Annotated in this window: 12 protein-coding genes; 6 read left to right on the forward strand and 6 right to left on the reverse strand. The window is 50.4% G+C overall.

Annotated elements, in window-relative coordinates; all coding sequences use genetic code 11:
- Window positions 1–50 precede the first annotated feature (50 nt).
- From NIT79A3_RS03425 to NIT79A3_RS03440, 4 genes are all read left to right on the forward strand, one after another.
- Window positions 51–1,757 carry a glutamine--tRNA ligase/YqeY domain fusion protein gene (locus NIT79A3_RS03425; protein ID WP_083817939.1) on the forward strand — a complete coding sequence of 569 codons (1,707 nt, stop codon included), beginning with the start codon at window positions 51–53 and terminating at the stop codon, window positions 1,755–1,757.
- A complete protein-coding gene (locus NIT79A3_RS03430) occupies window positions 1,750–2,127 on the forward strand; it encodes a nucleotidyltransferase domain-containing protein (RefSeq protein ID WP_013964870.1) in 378 nt (125 codons plus the stop codon). Before NIT79A3_RS03425 ends, NIT79A3_RS03430 begins: the two co-directional genes overlap by 8 nt.
- Window positions 2,115–2,531 carry a DUF86 domain-containing protein gene (locus tag NIT79A3_RS03435; protein ID WP_013964871.1) on the forward strand — a complete coding sequence of 139 codons (417 nt, stop codon included), beginning with the start codon at window positions 2,115–2,117 and terminating at the stop codon, window positions 2,529–2,531. The genes NIT79A3_RS03430 and NIT79A3_RS03435 overlap by 13 nt, the downstream gene beginning before the upstream one ends.
- Before the next feature lie 77 nt (window positions 2,532–2,608).
- Entirely contained in the window at window positions 2,609–2,869 is a 261-nt protein-coding gene (locus NIT79A3_RS03440; protein WP_013964872.1) for a DUF5062 family protein, read from the forward strand.
- 77 nt (window positions 2,870–2,946) lie between these two features.
- Here NIT79A3_RS03440 and NIT79A3_RS03445 read toward each other — a convergent pair whose 3' ends face one another.
- Together NIT79A3_RS03445 and NIT79A3_RS19290 are read right to left on the reverse strand one after the other, a co-directional pair.
- Complete coding sequence (locus NIT79A3_RS03445) at window positions 2,947–3,687, reverse strand: hypothetical protein (RefSeq protein WP_013964873.1); 741 nt, start codon at window positions 3,685–3,687, stop codon at window positions 2,947–2,949.
- Between the two features lie 730 nt (window positions 3,688–4,417).
- On the reverse strand, window positions 4,418–4,756 hold the full coding sequence (locus NIT79A3_RS19290; RefSeq protein WP_348225706.1) for a hypothetical protein: 339 nt from the start codon (window positions 4,754–4,756) through the stop codon (window positions 4,418–4,420).
- On the opposite strand from NIT79A3_RS19290, the gene NIT79A3_RS03455 reads away from it, so the two are divergent.
- Window positions 4,745–6,727 carry a tetratricopeptide repeat protein gene (locus NIT79A3_RS03455; protein WP_348225707.1) on the forward strand — a complete coding sequence of 661 codons (1,983 nt, stop codon included), beginning with the start codon at window positions 4,745–4,747 and terminating at the stop codon, window positions 6,725–6,727. The genes NIT79A3_RS19290 and NIT79A3_RS03455 overlap by 12 nt on opposite strands.
- Before the next feature lie 125 nt (window positions 6,728–6,852).
- Here the strand turns inward: NIT79A3_RS03455 and NIT79A3_RS03460 are convergent, their stop codons facing one another.
- A complete protein-coding gene (locus tag NIT79A3_RS03460; protein ID WP_013964875.1) occupies window positions 6,853–9,081 on the reverse strand; it encodes a Tex family protein in 2,229 nt (742 codons plus the stop codon).
- 81 nt (window positions 9,082–9,162) lie between these two features.
- Window positions 9,163–9,501 carry a DUF2007 domain-containing protein gene (locus NIT79A3_RS03465; RefSeq protein ID WP_013964876.1) on the reverse strand — a complete coding sequence of 113 codons (339 nt, stop codon included), beginning with the start codon at window positions 9,499–9,501 and terminating at the stop codon, window positions 9,163–9,165.
- 45 nt (window positions 9,502–9,546) lie between these two features.
- Between NIT79A3_RS03465 and NIT79A3_RS03470 the strand changes: the two genes are divergently transcribed.
- Window positions 9,547–10,434 (forward strand): recombination-associated protein RdgC, encoded by an 888-nt coding sequence (locus tag NIT79A3_RS03470; protein WP_013964877.1) that lies wholly within the window; start codon window positions 9,547–9,549, stop codon window positions 10,432–10,434.
- A gap of 15 nt (window positions 10,435–10,449) precedes the next feature.
- Here NIT79A3_RS03470 and NIT79A3_RS03475 read toward each other — a convergent pair whose 3' ends face one another.
- The gene (locus NIT79A3_RS03475) at window positions 10,450–11,133 is read right to left on the reverse strand and encodes a DUF6781 family protein (RefSeq protein WP_013964878.1); all 684 of its coding nucleotides are present in this window, start codon (window positions 11,131–11,133) and stop codon (window positions 10,450–10,452) included.
- Window positions 11,134–11,172: 39 nt separating this feature from the next.
- Window positions 11,173–12,489: a serine--tRNA ligase gene (gene serS / locus NIT79A3_RS03480; protein WP_013964879.1), complete on the reverse strand. Its 1,317-nt coding sequence runs from the start codon at window positions 12,487–12,489 to the stop codon at window positions 11,173–11,175.
- Between the last annotated feature and the right edge of the window lie 12 nt (window positions 12,490–12,501).

Raw genomic sequence — 12,501 nt, forward strand, 5'->3', positions numbered from 1 at the left:
ATGTGTGGTATTTTACAGTAACATATCAATTACATGCCGAGAGACGAGCTTTGAAAGAGAAATCCGAAACTAATTTACCTATTGAGTCAGTATCTTCCAATTTTATTCGTAATATCATTGATGAGGATAATCGTACCGGTAAATGGAATGGACGCGTGGAAACACGCTTTCCGCCCGAACCCAATGGCTACTTGCACATTGGTCACGCTAAGAGTATCTGTCTTAATTTTGGCATTGCGCATGATTATGGTGGCGTATGTCATTTACGTTTTGACGATACCAATCCGGAGAAAGAGGCGCAGGAATACGTCGATTCGATTTGTGACAGTGTATCCTGGCTCGGTTTTGATTGGGGCAAGCATCTTTATTATTCTTCCGATTATTTTGATCGATTATATGAATTTGCCGAGTATCTGGTCAATCAGGGAAAGGCCTACGTCGAAGGTCTCACGGCGGAGGAAATCCGCGAGATGCGCGGCACACTGACCAGTCCCGGAAAAAATAGTCCTTACCGGGATCGTCCCATTGCAGAAAATCTGAATTTGTTCCAACGCATGAAATCTGGTGAATTCCCGGATGGTCAATATGTGCTGAGAGCCAAGATCGACATGGCTTCGCCCAACATCAATATGCGTGACCCGGTGATTTACCGTATCCGCCACGTGCATCATCAGCGCACCGGCAACCAATGGTGCATTTATCCGATGTACGACTATACACACTGCATTTCCGATGCACTGGAAAAAATTACGCACTCCTTGTGCACATTGGAATTTGAAGATCACCGGCCATTGTACGATTGGGTATTGGACCAACTGGCCGGCAAAGTGCCGTGCCATCCGCAGCAAATCGAATTTGCTCGCCTCAATCTGACTTACACCGTCATGAGCAAACGTAAATTAATTGAACTGGTGGAGAGCAAACTGGTGGATGGCTGGGATGATCCCCGGTTGAGCACGCTTGCCGGTGTACGCCGCCGTGGTTTTACGCCGCGTTCGATCCGGTTGTTTGCCGACCGGATTGGTATCAGTAAAGCGGATTCCTGGATTGATATGAGCATATTGGAAGACTGCTTGCGTGAAGATCTGAATGAAAGCGCAGCGCGCCGCATTGCCGTACTTAGGCCGCTGAAACTGATCATCGACAATTATCCGGAAGATCAGCAAGAAGATTGCTTTGCGCCGAATCATCCGCAAAAACCGGAATGGGGTAAACGCACGATTCCTTTTTCCAAAACATTGTATATCGAACGTGATGATTTCATGGAAGTGCCAACTAAAGGTTATTTTCGCCTGTCTCCTGGTGCGGAAGTGCGATTACGCTACGCTTTTATCGTCAAATGCGTGCAAGTGGATAAAAATGCGCAGGGTGAAATCGAGGCAATCTATTGCACCTACGACCCGGATACCAAAAGTGGAACTCCCGGATCGGAAAGCCGTAAAGTCAAAGGCAATATCCACTGGCTTTCCGCCAAGCACGCGCAACCGGCGGAAATACGCCTGTACGATCGCTTGTTTACCGATCCCTACCCGGATAGCGGCGACAAGGATTACAAAACATCGCTCAATTCTGATTCAAAGGCAATCATCACCGCATATGTGGAACAATCGCTCTGTGATGCGCAGCCCGAACAAAGTTTCCAGTTTGAACGCAACGGCTATTTCATTGCCGACCGCATCGACATGAAACCCGGTAAGGCTGTCTTTAACCGCGCCGTGACCTTGCGCGATTCGTGGGGGAAAGTTGCGGGTGCATAGCCGATTAACCACATTACTGTTGCAATACCCGGAAATCAAGCTGGCAATTTTGTTTGGTTCACAGGCGACAGGCAATGCGCGCCCGGACAGTGACGTCGATCTGGGCATATTGGCGCAAGCGCCGCTCACTGCAGACTTTAAACTGCAACTGATACAAATCATCGGCGCTGAATTTGGCCGCCCGGTCGACATTGTTGATTTGTATCATGTGCCGGAACCCATTACGGGCCAGGTATTTAAGGGAATCCGGCTGATTGGTGGTGATGCCGCGTATGCCGAGCTGTTAACCCGGCATTTACTGAACGTCGCCGATTTTCTTCCGCTGCACCAGCGAATCCTGACCGAGAGGCGCAATAAATGGATCAATTGATTCTTGCGGAAAAGATTGAATCGCTGCGGCGCTGCATTCAACGCATTGAAGATAAAAAACCGGATAATATCAATCTTCTGGTTCAGAGTCTGGATTTGCAAGACATATTGGTTATTAACCTCACTCGGGCTGTCCAGCTTTGTGTTGATATCGGCAGCCATATTATCAGCACGGCCAATAAACCCTCTCCGCAAACTATGGGCGAAGTTTTTACGACACTCAATGAACTGGACATCATCACATCCGATACTTGCGAGCATTTAAAAAAATCGATCGGTTTTAGAAATATCGCCGTGCATAACTATGAAGCGATTAATTGGGAAATTGTTTATGCAATCTGCCAAAATTCTTTGCAAGACTTTCGCCGGTTTGCCCAGGAAGTCAGCCGGTATGCTGCTTTATAGCAATGGCTGGCAAATAAGATGGCTGTATCTTCATGCCGGGGTATCATGGGGATTGCACACACTTAACGAGGATCGCCATGAAAAAACTAAAAAATGAAGCTGCTTTATTCAAAGAAGCCATGCTGGCTGGCGTGAAGTATGCGGAGGGCCGGGGCGTGGTCGAATTTGAAGCGACTGATTCGGCAAGTGAAAAACTGCTCTACATTTATCGCCTGTTGGTGCACGATAAAGTCATGCAGCCGTTACCGGAAGATCAAGTCGCCGAAAAATCCATGCGGCATAAACTGACGATGTGGTATGCCAAACAACTGCCCAAGGATCATCCGTTGTTAAAGTGATGCGTGATGTAAGATATCGATAGGCGGAATATATTGTATTGCAACTTATACCATCGGATTTTCGGTTGGATGAAGAGTTATGCGTTATCAGCTAGACCAAGAGCTTTTCGTATCTGTTCAAATATGAGAGTACGACCTTCTGGAGAATTGATAATCTGTCCGGTAGCCTTAACCAGTCTGTTGCAGGTAATTCGTGCCCAAAGGCCCTTTGGATAGGCGCGAGCACTTTTCTTGAATTCGTCAAGTTCCTTCTGGAATTCCGCGAGTTGTTGCTTTGTCAGTGAGTATTGCTCACGAAGCTGAGCGACATCTTCGTATAGCTGATCGAATCGCTTGTCGACTACGGATAATTCATTGTCGCTAAAGTACGCTTCTGGTTCTTTGACTAGCTCATCAAGGCTTGCCTTGAATTGCTGGCGCAGGAGCTCAAGCGGGTCTTGTACTGGTGGAGTGAGTGCATAGAGGTCTGCTCTGATGTTTTCACACCATTTTGGTATCTCTTCTAGGACATCACCAGGCTCTGAGACCTCAATGTCTGATTCAACCTTGAATCGACCAGGTACTGCTTTTATGGAGTAGATAACTTGGCGAATTCGTTCTGTCCTGGAACTCATCAAATATTTCTGTTCGACGGTTACTTGTTCTTGTTTCACGTCCTCAAGCAGTGCAAGAGAGTATTCGGGTTTGTGGATAAATGTGATCTTTACCAGAAAATGCCCTGCCTTTGGGAAGTCGAGATCGAAATCTTCAGGTGTAAATTGCGATTTACCAAGTGCATTGCGGATGTCTTGAATAAAAGATGGCTTCAATTGAGACACGATGCTCCTCATGATGCATAAATAAATTTAGATAGAGCATGGAAAAATAAAGGCACTGCCTATTTTTATCCGCAGTCTCTACCATTATAAATTTCAGTAGTTGACGGGATTAAGTCGTGAATCAAGGATGGAGAGGCAGAGATTTTCTTAATTCACGACCTCGGTTTTTTGATTACTTGGGTGTTTCTTTTTTAGGTTTCTTTGCTTCTTTGTTTTTGCGTTGCTGTCCTTTTGCCATGATGATTCTCCTTGTGTGATGACAACGACATCATAAACTGAATGACAATGCTTGTGTTGCCGGTACATTCTATCGTGAAATATGTGTTTTGTAGCTGCGTTGTTAGTCAATATAGAACAATCCCCGCTGCCGGAACATTTCCCAGCCGGAGTGATCATTTTGGCGGCACACGCCGTAGCGGAAAGAAGACGGTAGTTCTGAGAATTTGAAGCGTAAATCATAGATCCAGACACATAAGCCTCGCTCTGAAGTGTCGGCGTTCCAGTACCGGAAACATCGCATGCAACCAGGCTTCGCGGAAAAGTGCCATTCTGATCGAGTTCCGCAACCTCTGGGCTAGGTGGATGGCGCTTCGCTGATCCACCCTACCTCGTTAAAAAAATTCCCGCCCGATGCCCGGGCGATTTATCATCGGCACTGCTGCCGGGGGATTCGCCTCTTTGCGCATAGGTTCATGGGTGATGAATGACCAATTATTCAAATGATGCTTTTTTATCGCATAACGGCGCCGACAAGCCGTCGGTAGAGATCATCGCTGCTACGCTGGAAAAACAAGGGGTGAAATGCTTCCTGGATAAATGGGATATTTTGCCGGGCGATCAATGGATGCGGAATCTGGAAAATGAGCTCAGCGGTAGCCGCACGATCCTGATTTTTTTTGGCACAAACGGCATCGGCCCGTACCAACAAGCCGAAGCCGATGCAGCGTTGCGGCGCCAAATTCAGCAACGTCAGCACTGCATCATTCCGGTGCTGTTGCCGGGCGCGTCGCCCGAACACATTGCGCAATGTTCGCTGTTTCTGCAAGGCGCCAACGCCTTGAAATTTCATACCCTGGACGATCCCCTGCCGCATCGTGTGCTGGCCGGATTGGTGCGCGGTGAAGATCCGGCGCATTTGCGCCAATTGATCCGGGCCGAAGCGGCTGCGCCCGCCGATCTGCTGCAAACCTTGCAACAGTGGTTGAGCGGTTTATGTTTCGAATGGCAGGAAAACGAATATTGGGTGAGCGAAGGCCAGGGCAAGCGCTGTCTCAACATTCCCGATCTCAGCGGCAGCTTCAATGCAGATAGCATTGAATACCTGCTGAGCTGGAAAAGCCGCCTGACCGACCTGATTGGCCGCGAGCAGGAACTCAAAGCCTTGCACGACTGGACGGATTCGCCGAATCCGATCAGCAGCCGCATGATCATTGGTGAGGGTGGTACCGGAAAAACCCGGCTGGCGTTCGAATTCGCCCGTCAATTGCGCGAACAAAAAGGCTGGCAGGCGGGTGAAGCGCAGGGGCTGAGTGGTTGCTGGTATACCGCCGGTGCGGGAACATTATTGGTCATCGATTACCCGGAACAACGCCCGGAAAAAGTCAGCGCATTGTTGGACGCGCTCGCTCGGCAATCGTTGTCATGCAAGCTGCGCGTTTTATTGCTGGGGCGTAACGGGGATTTTCTGAAACAACTGACGCAGACCGCACAAACGATCATGACGCCCGGTTTTGAATTAACGGGGTTGACAACCGGTGACTCTAACGCTTGGGAATTATTTCAAGCCGCGTGGCAGCAATTGCATCGACGCCAGCAGCTTGCCGTGCCGCCTTTGCCGCTGACGGAATCCAGCTTTCAGCAATGGCAGCAACTCAATACAGCGCACCAGCGTCCGCTGTTTGTGCTGGCGATGGCGATACACCGCATGTTGCAACCCGATGCCCAAGACTTAAGCGCACCGGCGATCCTGCGCGCGTTGGTGCAGCAATACGAAGTCAACCGCTTGGTCAAGGAAGCCAAGCAATTGTCACTCGATTTCTACAGCCTGGTAATGCTGCGCGCGCTGGCCGGAATATCCGGAAAACTGGACAGTGCGGCATTGCGCCAGTTAATCCAGGCCAGTGAAACCCTGCCGCTCGATTGCCGTTTGCCCAAGCTACCCCAGATCAAACAAACCAGTCTGTGGTTGGACGGTGGTATTCACGCATTGCAGCCCGATTTGCTCGCCGCCGACCTGCTGCACTATGCATTGACCGAAGTCGCCGGCGATCAAACCGGGGCGTGGCAATACTGCGCACTGGCTGCAGCCATGGATAGCAGTGAAGCCAGTTCCATTCTTGGGCGGCTGATTCACGACGCGCAATTTATCCTGAAACGGCCGTGGCCGCTGCAAAGTCTGATCGACTGGATCAGCCGGGATTTCGAGCGCAGTGCCACAGTCAATGCCGCCTTAAGCCGGAACAATCTGGAGCACACACTGTTACCGTTGGCCATCGCAACCGATCAAAGCGCGGTGCAGAACTATGAGCAGCTGGCGCAGGACAACTTCGCCGCGTACGGCCCGAATCTGGCGAGGAGCCTGAATAACCTGTCTGTCCATCTGGCGGATAGCGGAAAGCGAGCGGATGGATTGGCTGCGATCGAGCGCGCGGTGCAGATCCGAGAGCAGCTGGCGCAAGACAACTTTGCCGCGTACGGCCCGGATCTGGCGGATAGCCTGAATAACTTGTCGATTGATCTGGCTGAGGGCGGGCAGCGCGCGGATGGATTGGCTGCGATCGAGCGCGCGGTGCAGATCTATGAGCAGCTGGCGCAGGACAACTTCGCCGCGTACGGTCCGGCTCTGGCGGATAGCCTGAATAACCTGTTGCTTCGTCTGGCGGATAGCGGAAAACCGACAGCCGATGAAATCAAACAATTAATGGCGATAAGGACTCAGTTGCAACATATCAAGCGGCGCATACGCGATGAGAACATTCAGGTTCCTGCGCAGTTTGCTTGGCTACTTGAATCTGCGTCGGAACCGGATGATAACAACTGATGGTTTTTGTCAGGAATTGAATCGCAGAGAAATCGAGGTTATAGAGTCGGCTATTAAACAGTTCGATTTTTTATAGCAGAGAAGACCGGAATACGGAGTTTCAATAAATCTTTTTAATGGCCGGATCAATAATGTTTTGTCACTGCGCCATCGCTTAACCGCATTGTTAACGCTATCCGTTTGCGCTTCTCATCGACCTCCAACACTTTCACGGTAACCACTTGCCCCACCTTAACAACCGTATGCGGATCCTTGACAAACTTATCCGCCAATGCGGAGATATGCACGAGTCCATCCTGATGCACGCCGATGTCGACAAACGCGCCGAACGCGGCGACGTTGGTGACCACGCCTTCGAGCACCATGCCGGAGTGCAGGTCCTTCATCGTTTCGATGCCTTCCTTGAACGTGGCAGTTTTAAACGTGGAGCGCGGGTCGCGGCCGGGTTTTTCGAGTTCGTGCAGGATGTCTTTGACGGTCAGCAGGCCGAATTGCGCATTCGCGTATTTTTCCGGGCGGATGGATTTTAGCACCGGTTGATTGCCGATCAATCCACTGACATCCAGGCTGACGTCACGGAGGATTTGCTCGACCAGCGGGTATGATTCCGGGTGCACGGCGGAAGCATCGAGCGGGTTCGTACCGTTGGCAATGCGCAAGAATCCGGCGGCTTGTTCAAAGGTTTTTTCACCTAGGCTGGGGACTTTCAGCAAGTCTGTACGCTTAACGAACCTGCCTTTGGTGTTGCGTTGCGTGACGATATTGTGCGCGATTTTGCTGCTGAGACCGGCGACATAGCGCAGCAAAGCCGGAGAAGCGGTATTCACGTCGACACCGATGGCATTGACGCTGTCTTCCACCACGGAATCGAGTGAGCGCGCCAATTTGTTTTGATCAACGTCATGCTGATATTGGCCGACGCCAATCGATTTGGGGTCGATCTTGACCAGTTCGGCCAGCGGATCTTGCAACCGGCGCGCAATCGACACGGCGCCGCGCAGCGACACATCCAGATCCGGTAATTCTTCGGAAGCGAGTTCGGAAGCGGAATACACCGAGGCACCGGCTTCGGATACCATGATCGAAGTGAGTTTGAGTTGCGGGTATTTTTTAATCAGATCCTTCGCCAGATGATCGGTTTCCCGAGATGCGGTACCGTTACCAATCGCAATCAGCGTTGCTTGATGTTGCTCGGCCAGTTGCTTTAACGTCTGCAGCGCAGAATCCCAGTCATTTCTCGGCGGGTGCGGATAAATGGTGGTGGTGGCCAATACTTTTCCGGTGGCATCGACGACCGCGACTTTCACGCCGGTGCGTAGCCCCGGATCGAGGCCGATGGTGACGCGCGGACCGGCGGGCGGGGCGAGCAGCAGGGCTTTGAGATTTTGCGCGAAAACCTGAATCGCTTCCGTTTCGGCGCGTTCCTGCAGGCTGCTCATGAACTCGGTTTCCAGATGCGCAAAGATTTTCGTGCGCCAGCTCGCGCGAACCGTATCGATCAACCAGGCATCGGCCGGGCGTTTTTGATCGTGAATGCTGAATTGCCGGGCGATCAACAGCTCGCACGGATTGAGCGTGGTCGTGCGCGCTTTTTCTTCGATTTCGGAATCCAGGTGTAGCTTTAACTTCAAAATTGCTTCGCGCTCACCGCGCAGCAAGGCCAGCGCGCGATGCGACGGGATTTTGCTGATCGCCTCTGCGTAGTCATGGTAATCGGTGAATTTGGTGTCGCTGTCTTTTTTGTCCTTAGCGGCTTTGGCGGTCAAGATGCCATGCGTGCGCAAGTATTCACGCAGCGTCTGGAGTAGCGGCGCCTGTTCGGAGAAATGTTCCATCAGGATGTGCTGTGCGCCTTCCAGCGCGGCAGCAGTATCGGCAACGCCGGGATTGTCACCTTCCCCAGTGGTGAAAGGCGCTTTAAGATATTTGGCTGCTTCGGTTTCCGGATTGAGCATCGGGTTATTCAACAGTGAATCCACCAACGCCTGCAAACCGGCTTCATGGGCCATTTGCGCCTTGGTGCGGCGTTTTTTGCGGTACGGCAGATACAAATCTTCCAGGTGCGCTTTGTCTTCGGTATGCGTGATAGCATCGAGCAGTTCCGGGGTCATTTTGTTTTGCTTTTCGATCGCTAGAATGATCGCAAGCCGCCTTTTTTCGAGTTCACGCAAACTGTGCAAGCGCTCTTCCAGCAAGCGCAGTTGCACGTCATCCAGTCCACCGGTGGCTTCTTTGCGATAGCGGGCGATAAAAGGCACGGTGGCGCCTTCGTCCAATAATTTAACGGTGGATAGAATTTGTGTCAGTTTTACAGCAAGTTCTTTAGCAAGACGGTGTTCTATCGATGGCAGCATGAATGGTTATATTTATGGGTAATTAGAATGAAAATAAGTTGGTTGCGTTACTATCTATCCACCGCAACAGGATTTTAGCAACTACTCAGGCATGTTGCTTGGGCGCAGAACAATTTCCAGACCGGAACCGCATTTCCAGCATAACTGAAAATTAGTTGGATTTTCCTCGCCGCAAGCAGGACAATGGATGGTGCCGGTTGTTGCCGGTGTTTTTTCATACGTTTGTACAATCAATTTACCGCGTTCATAGTCTTCGTCACGCATGACCCAAACTTCCGGGTAGGCATGCGTAAACGGAATGTCTCCCATCCCGCCTTGCGCGTGCTGGTTAAATAATTGCGCCGGGATATAGGCGTGTTCGAGCAGATCAAGTACTATCTGTGCTTCCATCAAGTTGTTGGCAGAGTAAACTTTTTTCATGCAATGATAATTGCTAAATAAACAATCAGTTAGTTGAGTAAAATTATGTGGTTCAGAAACTTACAAGCTTATCGTATCACCGGTGGAAATATAACACTGAATAGTCTCGAGGAGGCACTTTCACAGCGCGCCTTGCAACCCTGCATGCAAATGGAGATGCAAAGCCGTGGCTGGGTCGTGCCGCGCGAGGAGAAAGAGAGTTTTGTGCATGCTTATGGCCAGCAGTGGCTGGTCGCTTTGGGGGTCGAAAAGAAATTATTGCCGGCTGGGGTGATCAATCAACATGCCAAATCCAGGCTTGTGCAAATTGAACAAATGCAAGGCTACAAACCGGGCAAGAAACAGGTTAGAGACATTAAGGAAGCCACGATCATTGAATTATTGCCGCGCGCTTTTACACAACGCCACAAAACCTATGCTTGGATCGATGGCATCAATAACCGGGTGGTTATCGATACGGCGAGTCCCAACAAAGCCGATGAATTCGTTGAGGTACTGCTGAAATCGGTGAATGACCTGGCTTTGGAGCCGCTGGATACGCAAATTTCGCCTGCTTCGGCCATGACACGATGGTTGTCCGGCGATGACTTGCCGTCGATATTCACGATAGATCGCGATTGTGAACTGCAAGGCATGAGTGATGAGAAAGCAACGGTCAAATATACCCGCCATGTTTTGGAAGCCGAAGAAACAACGCGGCATATCCGCGCAGGAAAGCGGGTGATTAAATTGGCGATGACTTGGAACAGCAAAGTTTCATTTGTTTTGCAGGATAATCTTCAACTTCGGCGGATTACACCTTTGGATATCCTGAAAGAATCCACCGAATCGGATGAAGAATTATTTGCCAGTGACTTTGCCATTATGACGGGTGAATTGAGCCAACTCATCACCGATGTCATCGATGCATTGGGCGGCGAAGATCATGGTTAAACCGGCTGGGCTAGTTTAGTGTTTGCCGGTTTTGGCTTGATCCTTGATTCCAGACAGCACGCCATTCGCTGATTTGCTCACAAAATCAGCGGTTTTTTGTGCCAGACTGGCACCGGCTTCCACTTGTGAATGTCCAACCGAGGCGATTTGTTGCGCAAGAGTGGCTAATGTTTCTTTCAACTGCGAACCCACATTAGTGCCAGTATTTTTGGCATGATGGCTCAAATCGAGCAGAACATCGGCAATCAACCCTTGTGCGGCTGTGGCGGTGTGATGCAGCGTATCCAGGAATAAACTTTCCAGGCTCTCCAGGTCAGAGCGGGTGCGCGCCAATTCTGTATCAGAGAATTTTTTTGCCTGCCCTGCCGCTTCTTCAATGGCAAGTTTCGAAGCTTCGGCAAATTTTGCCAGCGCTGAATCCAATCCAGCGACGGCTTCAATGATTTGTGATTTTGCAGCATGCGCCTGATTGGTTGCCTGTAGTAACTGTTGCGAAGTACCGTCGTGCGCGCCTTGCATGACGGCTGTGATAATCCGCTTTAAGGATTCCAGGTCAATATGTTGCGCATTCATGGCTTTCAGCGTTAAACGGTGTACGGTATCCTGGATATGTGAACCATTGGCTACCGCCTCACGAACTTCCGCTTCTAACGCTTCAATATCACTATTATTTGGCTTACTGGTATTTTCATTGTGCATGATGATGAGTCCTATAAAATAATAAAAGATACCTCAATTTCATTTTCCTCCGGTACTCCCGAGTAGGTCAAGACCATTCATATAAGGACGTAAAACTTCCGGAATGGAGACACTGCCATCCGCATTCTGATAATTTTCCAGCACCGCGACCAGCGTGCGGCCCACAGCCAGACCGGAACCGTTCAATGTATGCAGCAGCGCGGGTTTTCCATTTTCATTACGGAAGCGTGCTTGCATGCGCCGCGCTTGGAATGCTTCACAGTTACTGCATGAGGAGATTTCCCGGTAGGTATTTTGTGCCGGCAGCCAGACTTCAATATCGTATGTTTTTGCCGCCGAAAACCCCATGTCGCCGGTGCACAGTGCCATGACACGATATGGGAGTGCCAATTTCTGTAAAATCTTTTCCGCATGACCGACCAGTTGTTCCAAAGCTTCATAGGATTGTTCGGGGTGAACAATATGCACCAGTTCAACCTTGTCGAATTGATGCTGGCGGATCAGCCCGCGCGTATCCCTGCCATAGCTGCCCGCCTCGGAACGGAAACACGGCGTATGTGCAACATATTTTAGCGGCAGGGATTGCAGCGGTACGATTTCATCACGCACCATATTGGTAATGGGTACTTCCGCGGTCGGGATGAGATGAAATGCAGGCGAGTGGTTCGCGGTGCTATTTTCTGCGCCACCTGTATTGACGGCAAACAGGTCTTCTTCGAATTTGGGTAACTGACCCGTACCGCGTAAACTTTCCTGGTTAACCAGATAGGGTACATACGTTTCAATATAGCCGTGTTCTTGTGTATGGGTATCCAGCATGAATTGTGCGAGTGCGCGGTGTAAACGAGCAAGCCCGCCTTTCATCAGGCTGAAGCGCGCGCCACTGAGTTTCGCAGCCGTCTCAAAATCCAATAACCCTAGATCTTCACCGATACTGACATGATCTTTGATGTCAAAATCAAATTGCCGTGGCTCGCCCCAGCGGCGAATCTGTTGATTATGCTCTTCATTTTTTCCTTCCGGCACGCTGTCGTGCGGCAGGTTAGGGACTTCGAGCAATATTTTCTGCAAGCTGTTCTGAATTTGCTCCAATTGCGTCTCGGCTTGCTTTAGCGCGTCGCCCAGATGCGCCACTTCGGCCATTATGGCCGAAACATCTTCCCCTTTACTCTTGGCATTGCCGATTTTCTTTGACGCCGCATTGCGCTGTGCTTGCAGCTCCTGAGTCTGGGTCTGAATGGTTTTGCGTTCCGCCTCTAAGGCATTGAACGCTTCGGTCGGAAAGGCATAACCTCTTTTGGTAAGCCGCCGAGTGACAGTATCCAGATCAGTCCGTAGTTGTTGAATCTCTAACATGCAAAAACTCCA

The organism is Nitrosomonas sp. Is79A3 (assembly GCF_000219585.1).
In the GTDB taxonomy this organism is placed as follows: Bacteria; Pseudomonadota; Gammaproteobacteria; order Burkholderiales; family Nitrosomonadaceae; genus Nitrosomonas.